Origin of the sequence: Staphylococcus equorum (assembly GCF_029531845.1) — a bacterium.
Lineage (GTDB): Bacteria > Bacillota > Bacilli > Staphylococcales > Staphylococcaceae > Staphylococcus > Staphylococcus equorum_C.
The window spans coordinates 181,846-199,155 of sequence record NZ_JAMBPV010000004.1 but is presented as its reverse complement, the minus strand read 5'-3'; the positions used below and the strand labels follow the sequence as shown (position 1 = coordinate 199,155).

Below are 17,310 nucleotides of genomic sequence, written 5' to 3'. Positions count from 1 at the left end.
GTATTTTGAGACTACGGGCTCAAAACGTATCTGTAGAAAGCGAGCAATCATAATACTAAGTTTTGATATATAAAAAGAGAACGCAATGAATATAAATTCATTGCGTTCTCAGTTTTTCTAGAATTTAAGCCACAGAATCTTTTTATTAAAGTTTAGCTTATTCCGTGTCTGGTTTAATTTCTTCGAACGTCAAACCATCATCAGATAAATCTATGTTTACTTTTGTACCTTCTGTTAAGTTTTCTTTAATCATTTTACGAGCTAGTGGTGTTTCAATTTGTCTTTGAACAAAGCGTTTCAATGGTCGAGCACCAAATTGTGGTTCATACGCTTCTGCTCCTAACCATGCTTTTGCTTTATCAGACACATCAATTGAGAGTCGCTGTGACATAAGTCTGATATTTAATTGCGCCAATATTTTATCTACTATTAAACTCATATCGCTAATTGTTAATGGTTTAAAGAGCACAATATCATCCATACGGTTGATAATTTCTGGTTTGAAATATTGGTTTAAGCTATTCATCACAGCTTTTTCAGTTACATCTGTGATGACACCTGCATCCTTAACGTTTTCTAATAGTACTTGAGAACCTATATTACTTGTCATAATAATAATTGTATTTTTAAAATCAACTTCTCGACCTTTAGAATCCGTTAAACGACCCTCTTCTAATATTTGTAAAAGCACATTAAATACATCTGAGTGGGCCTTTTCAATTTCGTCTAACAAAATCACTGAATATGGGTTACGTCGAACAGCTTCGGTCAATTGTCCACCTTCATCATGACCTACATAACCTGGAGGTGCACCGATTAAGCGTGAAACTGAGTGTTTTTCCATATATTCACTCATATCAATACGAATCATATGTTTTTCAGAATCAAATAACGTTGACGCCAATGATTTAGCTAGCTCTGTTTTACCGACGCCTGTTGGACCTAAGAATAAGAAGCTACCAATGGGTCTATTTGGATCTTTAATACCCGCACGCGCTCTTACAACAGCATCTGCCACTAAATCTACTGCTTTATCTTGTCCTACTACACGTTCATGTAAAATGTCGGATAGATTTAATAATTTTTCTCTTTCGGTTTCAACAAGTTTAGATACTGGTATACCTGTCCAAGAACTAACAATATCGCCAATTTCTTCATCTGTTACAATTTCACGAATAATGCGATCATTGTCACCATTTTGTTCGTTTTGAAATGCGTCTTCGAGTTCACGTAATTCTTTTTCTAATTCAGGAATTTTACCATGTTGTAATTCCGCTGCTTTTTCTAAATCATAATTATTTTCGGCATCTTCTAATGCTTTTCTACTTTCATCTAATTCTGTGCGTTTTTCTTGTAGTTTTGCTATTTTACCTTTTTCTTCTTCAACACGAGATTGTATCGCATTTTGTTTTTCTTTTTCATTAGATAATTCTTGTTGTAATTCTTGTAAACGCTGTTTACTTAAATTGTCAGATTCATTTTTTAAGGCACTTTCCTCAATTTCTAATTGCATCACGCGTCTATTGACTTGATCTAATTCGGTAGGATTAGATCCCATTTCAGTACGGATCGTTGCACAAGCTTGATCCACTAAATCAATCGCTTTATCAGGTAAGAAACGATCTGTGATATAGCGATCTGATAATTCTGCAGCAGCTACGATTGCTTTATCTTGTATACGGACCCCATGATACACTTCGTAACGCTCTTTTAGTCCACGTAAAATTGAAATAGTGTCTTCTACATCAGGTTCAGATACATTCACTTTTTGGAAACGACGTTCTAAAGCAGAATCTTTTTCAATATATTCTCTGTATTCATTTAACGTTGTTGCACCAATACAATGTAATTCACCACGTGCAAGCATTGGTTTCAACATATTCCCTGCATCCATAGCGCCTTCAGTTTTACCAGCACCTACGAGCATATGAATTTCATCAATAAATAATAAAATTCTGCCGTCTGAATCCTTCACTTCTTTAAGTACTGCTTTCAAACGTTCTTCAAATTCACCACGATATTTAGCCCCTGCTACGAGTGCACTTAAATCTAATTCGAAAATTGTTTTATCCAGTAAAGAATCCGGCACATCTTTACGCACAATACGTTGGGCGAGCCCTTCAACGATGGCTGTTTTACCAACGCCAGGTTCACCAATCAACACTGGATTATTTTTTGTTTTTCTACTTAAAATTCTGACTGTATTTCTAATTTCTTCGTCACGACCAATAACTGGGTCCATATTACCTTTACGGACTTCTTCGACTAAATCGCGACCATATTTTTCTAACGCTTCATAATTTGATTCTGGGTTTTGTGACGTCACGTGATTGCCCCCTCTTATTTTTTTAATAATTTCTTCAATAACTTCTTTTTTATTACCGACAAACTGTTGTGTCGTATCGTCAATTTCCATGGCTGAAAGTATAAGATGTTCCATAGATATATATTCATCTTCATAGGAATTCATATAAGATTCAGCTTTATTTATAAGTTCATTTGCTTTAGGACTAATATATTGTCCATATTGAACGTTATCTCCTTGAACCGATGGGTAACTTTTTAATTTTTCATTGTATGTTTTAACAAGTTGTTCTGTATCAATATTCGCTCTTTCTAGAACACTTTTAAATAGGCTTTCATTTTCTTCAAGTGCTGATTTAAGTACAGCTTCAATTTCTATATTTTGGTGCTCGTTTGTTTTTGCCAATTCAACTGCTTTTTGTAAAGCGCCTTGGACTGCATAGGTCATTTGATTAATATCCAAAATGATTCACCTCTCCATTAAGAGTTTGATCAAAACAAATCAAGTTTGACTTTGACTTTCTTTGACCTTAAGTTAATTATAGTCTTTTTCAATTAAATAATCAACAAATTAGTCTACATTTCTAAATTTATTTTATTCAATTCTAAGTCAATGTATATCAGTGTTTTGCCCATTTTCCACTTTGCTTAAACACTGTTTTTATACTTTTAAATAGCATTGTAAAAACTTGATAAAAAAACACACTCTGCTAGACTACTTGTAACTTTACAATAAAGGACGTGTTCGAAAATGACTGAAGAAATCAAAGCACCTGTCCCACCTTTCAATGCAGAGACCGCCTTGCAAAAAGTAAAAATAGCAGAAGCTGCATGGAATACTAGAAATCCAGAAAAAGTGTGCTTAGCATACACAGAAGACTCAGTTTGGAGAAACCGTAGTGAGTTTTTCGAAGGTCGTGAGCAAATTAAAGCATTTCTTTATAGAAAATGGGATAGAGAACTAGATTATAAATTAATGAAATCACTTTGGTGTTATACAGACAATCGTATATCTGTTAGATTTGAATATGAATGGCGCGATGCAAGTACAAATCAGTGGATGCGTACACATGGTAATGAACATTGGGAATTTAATGCCAATGGACTCATGACAAGACGCGACATGAGCGCAAATGACTACCCTATTCATGAAGAAGATAAAAAATATTAAAGATAAATTATTCAATTAATTATGCATCATTTTTGGGGTAGTCTATGTTTTAATATTTCATTAGTTATAGCCTCTACACCTGCTTTTTCAAGATGAATACCATCTGGTGCAAAGTATTCAGAATGACCTTCAGAACATTTGTACCAATCAATAAGCACTACATTTTTTTCTAAATGGTGTCTCACAATATAATGATAAGATAATTCTGCGAAAATAGCAGTTAAAATTAAATCTATACTATAAATATAAACAGGTATTTGACCGTCTACATAATAAGCGTGTAATAAACTGATTATTGAAAAATGCCATAAATATAAACTGTACGAGCGTTTTCCAATATAGACAAACAAACGGTTACCGATAAGTTTTGCGAAATAACCAGATGGATGTACCACGCTGATTATTATAAATAAAGTTAATGTAGATATTAAATAAAATCCTCCATTATATATCCAACTACTATCATCACTCACTTAAAAAAATACTAACAATAAGCCTATTAAAGCAATCATGTTATGCAAAATGATGTTAAGACCTTTTTTCAATTTAAAAGGCGGCCAAACAAATGCAAGGATTACCCCTAGCAACATCGCCTGAAGTTTGGTATCCGTCCCAAAATACACTCGAGAATGTGCTGAATGTGGTGCTGAAATAATAACTATCGTCAGTAAAGATATGAATGAAGTTGCTAAGAAAATTAAATGTTTTAAATTGCTTGGAATTTTTGTATAAAAAAACTAGCCTAAGTAAAGTACATTTAAAAACGTACTTACTAGACTAGTTTTCACTCTAAAAATTAAATCTTAACTTACACCTAATGCAATTTTAGCGTAACGAGACATCTTATCTTTGCCCCATGGCGGACTCCAAACGATATTGATCTCTGTTTCCTTAACTTCCGGAACTTCAGCTAATACTTCTTTCACTTGATTCATAATCTGCGGTCCCATTGGACAACCCATAGAAGTTAGTGTCATATCTACTGTGCATAAGCCTTCATCATCAACATTCACATTATATATTAAGCCTAAGTTCACAATATCAATACCTAACTCAGGGTCAATTACCATTTCTAAAGCACCTAAGATGCTATCTTTCAAATCTTCCTCCATATATTTCACCTCTTCGTAATTAATCTTATTAACAATATATCAAATATCTTACAAAACGCCAATAAAATGCTATGATATTCATACATCAATTATCAAAGATTAAGGAGATTTACATGAAACCTTATTTAATTTGTCTAGATTTAGACGGTACACTTTTGAACGATGAAAAAGTGATCACACCATATACCAAAGAAGTATTAACAGCTTTACAAAATCAAGGTCACAAATTAATGATTGCTACTGGTCGACCTTACAGAGCAAGTCAAATTTATTATCATGAACTTAATATGAACACGCCTGTTGTTAATTTTAATGGGGCATTTGTACATCATCCAAAAGATGATCAATTTGAAACAGTGCATGAAAGATTAGATTTTGATTTAGCTCGAAATATTATTCAATCTTTAAATGATTTTGGCGTTACTAATATTATTGCAGAAGTGAAAGATTATGTATTTCTTAATAGCTATGATCAAAAATTATTTGACGGCTTTTCTATGGGTACGCCAAAAATTGAAACAGGAGATTTACTTACATCTTTAAATGAAGCACCGACTTCAATTTTAGTAGAAGCAGAAGAATTTATGATACCAAGGGTTAAGCAAATGCTTACACGGTTCTATGCAGAAAATATTGAACACCGTAGATGGGGCTCGCCTTTCCCAGTTATAGAAATTGTAAAGCAAAGTATTAGCAAAGCACGAGGTATTGATTATGTTAAAACGCACTTAGACATTGATAGAAATCATATTATCGCATTCGGCGATGAAGATAATGATTTAGAAATGATTAAATACGCAAAACATGGTATCGCAATGGAAAATGGCTTGGATGAGTTAAAACATGTAGCGAATGAAATCACACATTCAAATAATAATGATGGTATTGGTCGTTACTTAAATGATTACTTCCAATTAAACATTCCGTATGAAGTAACTGTAAAATCTTATATTTAATATGAAAATCACTCACTAGGAGGCAATTTATTATGAATAAGATCATAGTCGTTGGTGCTGTTGCTGGTGGTGCGACTGTCGCTAGCCAAATAAGAAGATTAGATCAAGAAAGTGAAATCGTTGTCTTCGAGAAAGATCGTGATATGAGTTTCGCGAACTGTGCATTACCCTACTATTTAGGAAATGTCGTAGAATCTAGAGATCAAATACTAGAAGCAACACCAGAATCATTTTACGATGCTAAACAGATTGTAGTAAAACCTTATCATGAAGTGACCTCAATCAATGATACTTCACAAACGATAATTGTTTACGATCACACCCAAGATAAAACCTTTGAAGAACGATATGACACATTAATTCTAAGCCCTGGTTGTAGTGCTAACTCGTTGAACTTAAATAGCGATATTACATTCACTTTAAGGAATATGGAAGATACAGATGCAATTGAAACTTTTATAGAAGCAAACCAAGTTAAAAGAGCACTCGTAATCGGTGCTGGCTATATTGGTTTAGAAATTCTAGATAATTTATATGAAAGAGGTATTTCGCCCACGTTAATCCATCGTTCAGCACATCTCAATAAATTGATGGACGCAGACATGAACCAACCCATTATCGATGAAATAGAGAAAAGACATATCGATTACCGTTTAAATGAACAAGTGTCTAAAGTCATTGGTAATGAAGTACACTTTGAGTCGGGTAAAGTTGAAAGTTACGACCTTATTATAGAAGGTGTCGGAGCCAAACCAAATTCAGCATTTATTGAGTCATCCAATGTCACTCTGGATGATAAGGGCTTTGTCCCAGTGAACGTCCAGTTTCAAACTAACATACCTAACATCTATGCTTTAGGTGATATTATCACTTCACATTATCGTCATGTAGATTTAAATGCACACATCCCGCTAGCTTGGGGCGCACATCGTGGTGCAAGTATCATCGCAGAACAATTAGCCGGCGACCCATCTATACACTTTAAAGGTTATTTGGGTTCAAATATTGTAAAATTTTTCGATTATACGTTTGCCAGTGTCGGCGTATCTCCACAAGAACTTTCAAACTTCGACTACGAAACTGTTGAAGCCAAACAAGGCGAACACGCGGGTTATTACCCAGGTAATACAAAATTACATTTACGCATTCATTTTGACAAAACGAATCGACGTATACTACGTGCTGCTGCTGTTGGAAAGAAAGGTGCAGACAAACGTATAGATGTACTCTCTATGGCAATGATGCACAAATTAACAATAGACGAATTAACAGAATTTGAAGTTGCTTATGCCCCGCCTTATAGTAGACCTAAAGATATTATAAACATGATTGGTTACAAAGCGCGTAATAAATAGAGATAGTGATTTAGGCATATGCTCTTATCTTAAAGCATCAGCTAGCAAGGTACAGACTAAGCCCTGTCCAAGGTAACGTTAATGAACTTATGTTGTGTCCATGGAAAATGTGCACGACATCCTATAACAAAGCCAACAACGTCTTTGTCGACAAATTAAAAGGGATCTTCCAAAATTGGAAGATCCCTTTTTAATTGAACTTGATTTATATTTTAAGTTTCTATTTATAAACCAAATAGTTGAGTAATTGGTCCCCATGGCAAGATAACACCTAAAAGCATAGTAATTAAAATAACAATAATCGTTGTCCATAATAAACTATGACTTGGTTGCCCTTTTTTCCGTTTCGCAAGTGACACTTCCATAAGTGCAACTGCTGCTACGCCGCCAACCATTTTCAAAGTAAGTAACATATGCCCACCAGCGTTACCAGATGAAAATGCTTGAATCCAAGTCCAAAAGCCCGAAATTAAAACTAATACCATAAACACTCTTAAGAGCATATGGATTGGTTTAAAGTAAGGTGATGCACCTTGTTTTTCTGAAAAATTAAAATAAGCAGCAAAGAACAAGATTATTAATAACACCCAACTTGCAATATGCATGTGTAACATAAAATATAACCCCCACACAATTTTTACTTCAATAATATGTAAAACAGAAGTATGTTGCACCTTTTAATTAACAAAATAAAAGGTATCTTTCTTAATCATACTCAAAATAAGTATATTTTTCAAAAAAGAAATTCTGCACTACTTATTTTATTTGAATATGCCCATTATTGCAATGTTAATCCTATTTTTTGCATAATAAAACCGGGCAATATATGTCAGCCCGGTTAATATATCAATCCTTTATTTTTCTGCGATAAAATTAGTCAATGTACCAATGTTATCGATCGTAACTTTAACTTCATCACCTGGTTGTAAAAATTGCGGAGGATTCATTCCTGCGCCTACGCCAGCAGGTGTTCCAGTCGCAATAATATCACCTGGATGTAAAGCAACGTATTTAGAAATTTCTTCAATTAATTCATCTATTTTAAGAATCATTGCACTTGTATTACCATCTTGACGAATATCATTGTTCACTTTTGTAACGATATTCACGTCTTCAGGTGTAGGTAATTCATCTTTAGTTACGATGTATGGTCCAACTGGGCATCCGCCAGTTAAACTTTTAGATAAGAATGCTTGATCTTGTGCATCTTGAGCTTTACGGTCTGTAACATCATTAATAATTGTATAACCATAAATGTAATCTAATGCTAAAGCTTTTGGTATTTTTTCACCAGATTTACCAATAACAATACCTAATTCACCTTCATAATCTAATTGATCTGTAATATCTTTATGATTAGGAATTGTAGTATTATCTCCAGTTAATGACGAAGCGGCTTTAGTAAATACGTACAAGCGTTGAACTTCGTGATTTAATTCGTTAGCATGATCTTGATAATTACGTCCAAAGGCAATGACGTTATTAGTTGGTGTTACTGGTGGTAGAAATTCAATGTCAGCAAATTGTACTTTATAATCTTCGCCTTTACCACTATCTTCTGCAGCAACAACTGCTTTACGAACTTCTTCTTGAAAATCTACGACTTGGTTTTGTTGAAGGCCGTCTAATAACGTTTTAGGATGGAACGTGCCCTCAGAAAAATCTGCGAAAACTTTTTGTAAGTCCCACGCAGCTTCTTCACGTTTTACTTTCACACCATATGATGTCTGTCCTTCATGTCTGAATGATAGGAATTTCATTCAATATCAGCTCCTCATCTATATCTTATTACATATTATAACTATATTTACTACTAAATAACAAATAAATAACTAGAATTTTCAAAATTCTATTGTTTTGTCTCTAATGTGTCTCATTTTAAGTAAGTAATTTTCCGCCATAGCCATTCGATGGGTCCATACTTAAAGTATTTCAAATAATAGTAGCAAGCTAAAAGTTGCAAGCTGTAGACAACCACTACAATAATATAGGATTGATAGAGTGGTAACTTGTTGTATAAACTTAGTCCTATGTCATTATAAATGAATGTAAAAATAATACTTTGTGATATATAAACTGATAAACTCAGTTTTCCAGGATATTTAAAAATAGCTAGTACTTTCGCAGTTTTAGCAAATTGACATAAGCGAACAAAGATCAAGATGTACCCCATTGCTAGAATCGGACCGCCAACCATTGAACTTATGACTGAAAACGTATTGTTTGCATAGTCTAAGGCAAATGGCAGTTTAATAAAATAACCGATAATAAATAAAGTACTCCCCCAAGTCATAGCGCTACGTGGGTTATTTTGTATCTTAGTTATTAAACTTAATTTTTGTGCAGCAATACCTATAAGTATGTAAGGTAAAAGATCAAGATATGCAGCTCTTGTTACAATATCTATAACACTATACTTACTTTCTAATCCATTAACTTGTAAGAATTCAAAGTAATGACCGTTTTGTTTGATATCAACCAATTGTGCTAGTGATTTACCTGAATAATTACTTGCTTCATGGCGACCTTTATTCCAGTACGCTAAAGAAATTGGTATAACCAATATGACAATTTTCATTATAAATAAGACAGCAGCTGATTTAATTAAAGTCTTAGGCTGCAATTTGATGAATAACACCGCGATCATACCAGTGAAACCATAACCAAATAAAATATCTCCATTAAATAAAAAATAACCATGTAGTACACCAAAAATAAGTAAAACTACTAATCTTCGGTAAATAAAAGGATAATAAGACATACCTCTACGCTTACTATTTTCATACATAATACCTAATCCATATCCAAATAAAATTGTAAATATTGGATAAAATGAACTGATAACGAAAAGTGTAACAATGCGGAATAGCCCTTCATTAGCACCATGCAATACTCCAGGCAGGTAAGTTTCCTCATAAGGAAAACTAAAAACTAAAATATTCATTAATATAATGCCAAACAAACTAAAACCACGTAAAGCATCTAATTCAAATAATCTGCGTTGCGGTGACACAATATAGCACCTCTTTTTGGAAATTTAAGTATCGATTGAAAGTTGACCAAATTTAAAGAAATATAAATATCCTTTAACTTCTGTTTTTAATATTGTTTCTAGTGTGGTGCGGTAATATTCCATCTGTATCTTATAACGTTCTCTTAATTGAGCGCCAATTTCTTCATCTGACATGTTCCGACGTCTATTAAATGCGTCTGTCTTATAATCTACAAAATAATATTGGTCGTTTTTTAAAAAGATAAGGTCAATCATACCTTGAATGATTGAAGCATCTTCGTCATCTGTTTTTAAATGATCCACATTGGATTGATTCACAACAAATGGTAATTCACGATATATTTCATCACTAGATGCGATAGTTGCGTATAGTTCACTATCAATAAAAGTGTAGATATCTTCATAGCGAATATCGTCTTTCGCATCTTCCGGTATGATATGTTTTTCAATCATATAATCAATATGTGCATGTAATTCACTTTGCGGTAGCCCATCGTGTTTAAATGGTAAATGTTGCATCACTGTATGCATCAGTGTACCAACTTCATTTGCTTTCCTTTTAGAACTATGACTTAAAAAGCCAGGTCTTTCGTAAGACGATGTGCCTATACGATATTGTCTTACTCTATCATAATTTGTATCTGCTTGTTCTGTGTCTAACTGACGTTTCAATTCAGATACGGACTGCTTCGAAGGTTTATTGATTGCATCTTGATACGGATACGTATAACTCAGCTGTTGGTGAATTTGGGATTTAATTGCTTCATCATTTGTATTCATTGTCTCAATATCTTCTAAAGTGCGACGTTCGCTTTCTTCAACTACCGCTTCTGATGCAATATCTTGATAAAAGTCAGTATTTAGTTGAACATAAGGTTTCATCGTTGCGTCGATGTCACCAATTGAGCGTTCAAAACGCAATTCAATCGGTAAAGAAGACGACTGATATTTTGACAATATTGGATAAATCATATCTATCGGTCTTTGCGCTGTTAGGCGATAACTTACAGGCAAATGAGTATCCGACACAGAAACTTGTTCAAACTGAGTTAATTCCTTCTCATCTTTAACACGCCCAATTAAAAATAATTGTTCTTTTGCACGTGTGAGCGCAACATATATGAGCCTCATTTCTTCAGAAACCATTTCTTTTTCTGCAATGGCTTTGTACGTAACAGATGATAGCGAAGGGTATGATAAGTTACTTTCCACATCGTAGTAAGTCATTCCTAAACCGTAAGTTTGATTTAAAATCACTGGTCTATGTAAATCATCTCTTCTGAACTTGCGAGATAACCCTGAATATATTACAAATGGAAATTCTAGCCCTTTACTACTATGAATCGTCATCATTCTAACTACATCATCATTAGGACCGATAATGTTTTCTTCTCCAAAATCTTTGCCACGTTCTATTAATTCATCTATAAAACGGATAAATTGATATAAACCACGGAAACTGGAATTTTCAAACTCTACTGCTTTATTAAATAATCCATATAAATTGGCACGACGCCCTTTTCCTCCAACAATACCACTAAAATATTGAATCACGTAATGATCGTTATAAAACTTATCAATCAACTGATAAACTGGATGGCTTTGGCTATAATGTTGATACATTTCTATATCTTTTAGAAACGTATCTAATTTTTCCACTAATTTTTTATTAGCAACATCATTTGCCATATAATTTTTAATCGATTGATAAAAATAATCATCATTGGGACTAAACACACGAATATTTGATAACTCATCTTCAGTAAATTGATAAATCACAGAACGCATTAATCCTACTAAATAGATATCTTGTAATGGATTATCAACCGTTCTTAAAAATGATAATATCAATCGTATTTCTACTTGTTCAAAATACCCTTCTTTACTATTCACATGGAACGGTATATTGTGATCTTTAAAAGCTTGCTGAATCTTGCGTGCCTGACCATATGAACGTTCAAGTATCACGATATCTTTATAGCTGGGTTTACGATATTGCTCTAATTTTATATCATATATCTCATGTTTATCCATTATTTTTTCAACTTGCTGTACGATATACTCAGCTTCTTGTTCTGCGCCGTTTAAATCTGACTCAGCATCTTCTACCAACATATTCATCTGAACATCATGAGACTTATCATCATAAGGGGCGCCATAATACAGTTGTGCAGCATCATCATATACAATTTCCCCTACTGCTTTGTCCATCATATGTTTGAATAAATAATTAGTCGTCGTCAGTACTTCTTCTCTTGAACGGAAGTTTTGTGATAAATCAATTCTCATACCATTTTCTAAGCCATCTAAAGAAAAACGATTATATTTTCCTATAAATAAACTTGGATCTGCTTGTCTAAATTTATAGATAGACTGTTTCACGTCGCCCACCATGAATAAGTTACCATCTGACTCATTACCTCGTTTAATACATGATAATATTTTCTCTTGAACTCTGTTTGTGTCTTGATATTCGTCAACAAGAATTTCTGCAAATTGTTGGCGATACATATCTGCAATTTCTGAAGGCGTACCGTCATCATTCATTAATACGCGCAACGCAAAATGTTCATAATCAGAAAAATCCAAGAGATTTCTACTTCTTTTTTTCGAATTAAATTGTTTTATGACATCTGCTGTTACTTGCGTTAGATATGATACTCTCGGAGCTAAGCGCTGCATATCATGCTTCAAATCTTCTGCTTCTCGCGAATAATAATCTTCCTGAACTTTGGAGACCAATGCTTTATATTGATCATAGTGTTTTTTACCATCATCATACGCTTCAATCATCATCTCATTCGCTTCTTTAATCTTCTTATTTTTAGCTGGGAAGCGCGCTTCAAATTGGTGTTCAGCAATGACTTGTGTATTTAATTGACCGCCTTCCATCGCTTGATTTAAAAAGCGTCGTTCCTTATCTAATACTGCTACTTGTTTGTCTACTTCTTCTAACATCATGAATAAATCATAACTTTTATTCAATGCTTCTAAAGCTGAATTCATAAAAATCATTGCTAAATCATTCAGCAATTGTAATAAATCATCTTGTTGCTCCGTATCGTAATAAGGGTCTGCTAAATTTTGCAGCCACGTTAAAGGGTCTGGATTTGCCACACTAAAATAAAATATTTGTTTAATCGTATTACGTAATTGATCATCGTTTCGATCAGATGATAACTGTTCAGTCAAATCTACGAAACTTGGATCTAACACATCATAATGACTTTCCAATACTTCATCAATTGTCTGTTCTAGCAGTAAAATATTTTCCGCTTCACTGCTTGTTCTAAAATTTGGATCAATATCTAAAACATCGTAGTGATGTTGTATTAATTTCAGACAAAAACTATGGAGTGTAGAAATTTGTGCTTGATGAATTTTAATACGTTGATTTTTCAAATGTGCATTATCAGGTGATACCATAGATGCTTCTTGAATACGTTGATCTACACGATGTTTCATTTCACGTGCACTTGCGTTTGTAAATGTCACTACAAGTAATTTATCAACATCTATTTCATCTTTGATAATACGCTGAATAATACGCTCAACTAAAACAGCTGTTTTTCCTGATCCTGCAGCCGCAGCTACAAGTATATCTTGGCCTTTGGCATAAATACTTCTCCATTGGTTGTCAGTCCATCTTGTATCAGCTGGTTTTGCTGGTATTTGATTCATGATTCATCTTCCTCGCTTTCTAACTCCACATTTTGCACGGCTTCTAACGGATTAATTGACTCGTCTACAGTACGATAACGTTTGCTATCAATAGCACCATCTACATGACATACTGATTTATAATTACAAAATTCACAAGGCAATGTTTGATTATATTTCATCGGTGCAACTTCTGTATGACCATCCATAATACTGGAGGCAGTTTCAATAAAGTTCTTTTTATTATGCTTTATTAATTTATAAATTGTATCTTCATCAGCAACTTTACTGTTACTTTTAATTCCTCCGTCTTTTTTCAATCCTAGTGGTACAATATCAGAATTATAACTTGGTTCTAATCTTGTATCAAAAGCGTCTAATACAGATTCATCACTATTTAATAAGCCACTTAATTTAAATGAATTAATAAATTCTGTATCTCGTTTATCTTCATTTAATTGGTTCCACGCCAATTTAATACGCGGTTCATGAACATGAAAATATAAAAGTCCTCCTGGCTTAGTCATCTCTGTTAAACCAAGACGTGATTTATTTTGTAGCACAATATCCATGTACGTCATCATCTGCATTTGCATACCATAATAGACTTTGGTTAAATCTAGCGTCCCACTATATTTTGAAGACTTATAATCAATAATATTCACAAAACTTTGATCACCGTGCTGATATGTATCGATACGGTCAATTTGTCCACGAATGTTGATTGGAACACCTTGTGTTGTCTTCAATGGCTCAGCTAACAATTCACTATTATCACGTGATTTTCTTCTAAATCCTGCTTCGAAACGTTGTGGTGTGAATTTCGTATGACTGCCTTGATATTTGAGCGCAGTCAATGTCGTCTCTACAATAGCACCAATACGTTGTGATAAATAACGATAATAAGCTGTTGAATTCAACAAGTTAAATTGAACTTCAGGCAATATTTCAGATAAAGCTTCTAATGTTAATTTATGAATTTGCTTCGTATTTAAGTTTTTAAAATCACCATTCACTTTTTCTGAAATAAATTTTAAAACTTGGTGGAAAATATCGCCTAAATCAAAGTTTTCAAGTTTATATTTTGTACGTTCATTGAGTCGTAAACCATGTGATGCGAAATGTTTAAAGGGACAAGCTTGATACCCTTCAAATCTGGATACACTTGCATTAATCGTCTTTCCGTATAAATCTGTAGACAATGATTCACTTAATTGTACTGTTTCATTATCATACGTTAATGCCGATAATAAATAATTTAAACCATCGTTTAAATTATCATTATCTCTCATCACTTGATATGTGTCTAACCATGTATCAGCAACAATCTCATCATCTAACCATGCTTTTAACGATTCGAATAATGCAATTTTAGTTTGATGTGGATGTTCCATCAATGACAATGGGTTCGCTTGATGTTGGTGATGAATATTTTGAATGTCTAAATTTGTATACAACTGCTGAATTTGATTTAAAAATGGGCTCGGTTCTTTTTCGTCTCCGCTTGTTCCCATTAAAGAATAAGAAAATGTCACAGCTGCACGACTTCTAGTCATAGCAATGTAGCATACAAAGGCTTCATCCATTTGTAAAATATCTGCAGTAGGACTCAATTCTATCGCTGACTGTTCTTGGAAATATTTCTTTTCATCGTCTGTAATCAAGCTCGATGATGAAATGGTTTGTGGCATGACTCCATCATTTACACCAACAAGATAGACATGTTGTTTGTTATCAACTTTAGCTAAATCCATCGTCCCTATACTCACTTGATCAATCGTTTGTGGTATCATCACAAATTCTAATTGCTCTAACCCAACATCAAACAATTCCAAAAAGCGCGTTTGAGTCATAGGCTGCTCACCAAAAACAGTAACTAAATCATCCAATGTTTGAATAAAACCATTCCATATCTGGTCAATCTCTTCTGCTTTTTTATGTTCGCCCTCAACATCTAATGTGTCTCTATCTGTCATCAATTGGCTCGGTAAATCAAATGATTCTATTGCTTCATAAAAGGCTGTCGCAAATTCAATTGCAGTTGTAGCAGTATTCATTTTCGTTTCAAACATCATCACTTTATCAATCACATCTGTTTTCATTTGAATTACACGTTCAAACGTTTCACGTTCTTCATCAGTTAATGGTTGGCGTTTTAACCCCATTTTTCTAAATTGTTCAACATGGAAGTACTTTTCATCAATCCAACGTTTGCCATAAATACCACGTTCAAGTACAAAGTTTTCTAAAATATCAATAAGGTAATGACTATCCTTAAACTTTTTAGATAGTATATTGGTTTTAAATAGACGCATGAGTGGATCAAAATTCCAATTCGTTTGAATGACTTCAATGAGTGAGCGCAACATTTCCATAACTGGGTGATGCGTCATAGATTCTTTAATATCTATATTGTATGGAATATCATATTGCGGCAAGATTGATTCCATTAAATAAGCATAAGATTCATCTCTATATAAAATTGCGATATCTTGAAAACGTCGACCTTGTTCGCGATTTTCTCTCAAAATGCGACGAGCTACTTCATTAATTTCTTCTCGCATCACAGATGCTTCTAGAATTTCAATATTGCTTTGTACCGGAATCGGCTCAAATTGTAGTGCATTAAAGTTATGCTCTAAATGTTTTAAATCACTATTGTTAAACCGTTTGGTGTCATTAAAGTGTTTGGTGTTGACCTTAATATTTAAGTCATTCGCGATATCTTCAATATGCGTTAAAGATTCAGATGGTTTTCTAAATAAACTAAACGTATCTTTATCTCCGTCTGTAGTTAATACCACCGTAACCTTTTTCGCATAGCTTACTAAGCTACGAATAATTTGATATTCTAAAGTCGAAAAGTTATGAAAACCGTCGATATAAATTTCGGCTCGCTTCAACCACTCAGATTGATCCATCATCGTTATAAAGCGCTGAAGACAATCTTCAGTTGATACATATTCACCATTTATTCTATCTTCTAAATGCTTATAAATGAGCGCGATGTCTTGTAGTTTATGTTTCGTGCGTGTCTGTAACTGATTTGTAGCTATATATTCCTCTAATTGTTCTGGAGAAACTGCATATTTTTTAAAATCTTGTATTTGTTCATAAAGCTTTGCACTAAAACCATAGTATTTAACTTGAGAGCGATAAAGCTTCAACTCTGTTTGATGCTGTTGGATGATGTCATAAATCATCATCTCTGTACCTGCTTTTGATAACTGTTGTTCCATCAAGCCACCGACTTCTTGAAATACACGGTAACTCAAACGTTCAAAGTGTAGCACTTCTGTTCTAAGACTACCACTTAGCTCAGGGTCGTTTACAAATGCTTGTTCGAGTTGAAAAGTATTTTGTGTAGGAGCAATTAATACAATGGGATCACCTAGTGGATCTTGTTTCATTTTACTTTTAATTTCTTCAATGATTTCATGTGACTTCCCTGTTCCTGCTCTTCCGATATAAGCATTTAATTCCATGGCAAACTTCCACTCCTTTGACTCACATTTTAACATAGAAAAGGTCTTACTTTGTGAATCTTTAAACTGACCGCTTCAACTCTTTTAAGTATGTGAATCGCTTATTTATAAAAACTAGATTAATCTTCGTATGTATTTATAAATTCTGTAATGGTCTCTGATTTAAATTACCACTACTCAGTTTAATGAAACGTATTTAATTTTATAGATTTTAATATGGAAAAAGTGCTAATCCATTAAATCAACAGATTAGC

At 33.6% G+C, this 17,310-nt stretch carries 11 protein-coding genes and 1 pseudogene; 3 read left to right on the top strand and 9 right to left on the bottom strand.

Annotated features, from left to right (window positions below; translation table 11 throughout):
* Positions 1-157: 157 nt before the first annotated feature.
* Positions 158-2,767 carry an ATP-dependent chaperone ClpB gene (gene clpB / locus M4L39_RS07285; protein ID WP_277581443.1) on the bottom strand — a complete coding sequence of 870 codons (2,610 nt, stop codon included), beginning with the start codon at positions 2,765-2,767 and terminating at the stop codon, positions 158-160.
* A gap of 288 nt (positions 2,768-3,055) precedes the next feature.
* Here clpB and M4L39_RS07280 point away from each other — a divergent pair, with 288 nt between their 5' ends.
* On the top strand, positions 3,056-3,475 hold the full coding sequence (locus M4L39_RS07280) for a nuclear transport factor 2 family protein (protein WP_277581442.1): 420 nt from the start codon (positions 3,056-3,058) through the stop codon (positions 3,473-3,475).
* A 26-nt stretch (positions 3,476-3,501) separates the two neighbouring features.
* Here the strand turns inward: M4L39_RS07280 and M4L39_RS14595 are convergent, their stop codons facing one another.
* The 3 genes and pseudogenes from M4L39_RS14595 to M4L39_RS07270 form a co-directional block, all read right to left on the bottom strand.
* Entirely contained in the window at positions 3,502-3,633 is a 132-nt protein-coding gene (locus tag M4L39_RS14595) for a hypothetical protein (RefSeq protein ID WP_431197651.1), read from the bottom strand.
* Positions 3,634-3,637: 4 nt separating this feature from the next.
* Positions 3,638-4,176: pseudogene (locus M4L39_RS07275) on the bottom strand (acyltransferase family protein); the annotation flags it as partial.
* A 102-nt stretch (positions 4,177-4,278) separates the two neighbouring features.
* Complete coding sequence (locus tag M4L39_RS07270) at positions 4,279-4,587, bottom strand: metal-sulfur cluster assembly factor (protein ID WP_057512710.1); 309 nt, start codon at positions 4,585-4,587, stop codon at positions 4,279-4,281.
* 113 nt (positions 4,588-4,700) lie between these two features.
* Between M4L39_RS07270 and M4L39_RS07265 the strand changes: the two genes are divergently transcribed.
* Complete coding sequence (locus M4L39_RS07265; protein WP_277581441.1) at positions 4,701-5,543, top strand: Cof-type HAD-IIB family hydrolase; 843 nt, start codon at positions 4,701-4,703, stop codon at positions 5,541-5,543.
* A gap of 32 nt (positions 5,544-5,575) precedes the next feature.
* Entirely contained in the window at positions 5,576-6,898 is a 1,323-nt protein-coding gene (locus tag M4L39_RS07260) for a CoA-disulfide reductase (protein WP_277581440.1), read from the top strand.
* A gap of 224 nt (positions 6,899-7,122) precedes the next feature.
* Here M4L39_RS07260 and M4L39_RS07255 read toward each other — a convergent pair whose 3' ends face one another.
* The 5 genes from M4L39_RS07255 to addB all read right to left on the bottom strand — a co-directional run bounded on the left by M4L39_RS07255 (position 7,123) and on the right by addB (position 17,056).
* Positions 7,123-7,512 (bottom strand): YisL family protein, encoded by a 390-nt coding sequence (locus M4L39_RS07255; RefSeq protein WP_277581439.1) that lies wholly within the window; start codon positions 7,510-7,512, stop codon positions 7,123-7,125.
* Positions 7,513-7,752: 240 nt separating this feature from the next.
* On the bottom strand, positions 7,753-8,658 hold the full coding sequence (locus M4L39_RS07250) for a fumarylacetoacetate hydrolase family protein (RefSeq protein ID WP_277581438.1): 906 nt from the start codon (positions 8,656-8,658) through the stop codon (positions 7,753-7,755).
* Positions 8,659-8,771: 113 nt separating this feature from the next.
* Positions 8,772-9,911 (bottom strand): DUF418 domain-containing protein, encoded by a 1,140-nt coding sequence (locus M4L39_RS07245; RefSeq protein WP_277581437.1) that lies wholly within the window; start codon positions 9,909-9,911, stop codon positions 8,772-8,774.
* 24 nt (positions 9,912-9,935) lie between these two features.
* Positions 9,936-13,595, bottom strand: a complete 3,660-nt coding sequence (gene addA / locus M4L39_RS07240) for a helicase-exonuclease AddAB subunit AddA (protein WP_277581499.1) — start codon at positions 13,593-13,595, stop codon at positions 9,936-9,938.
* Entirely contained in the window at positions 13,589-17,056 is a 3,468-nt protein-coding gene (addB, locus tag M4L39_RS07235) for a helicase-exonuclease AddAB subunit AddB (protein ID WP_277581436.1), read from the bottom strand. Before addB ends, addA begins: the two co-directional genes overlap by 7 nt.
* Between the last annotated feature and the right edge of the window lie 254 nt (positions 17,057-17,310).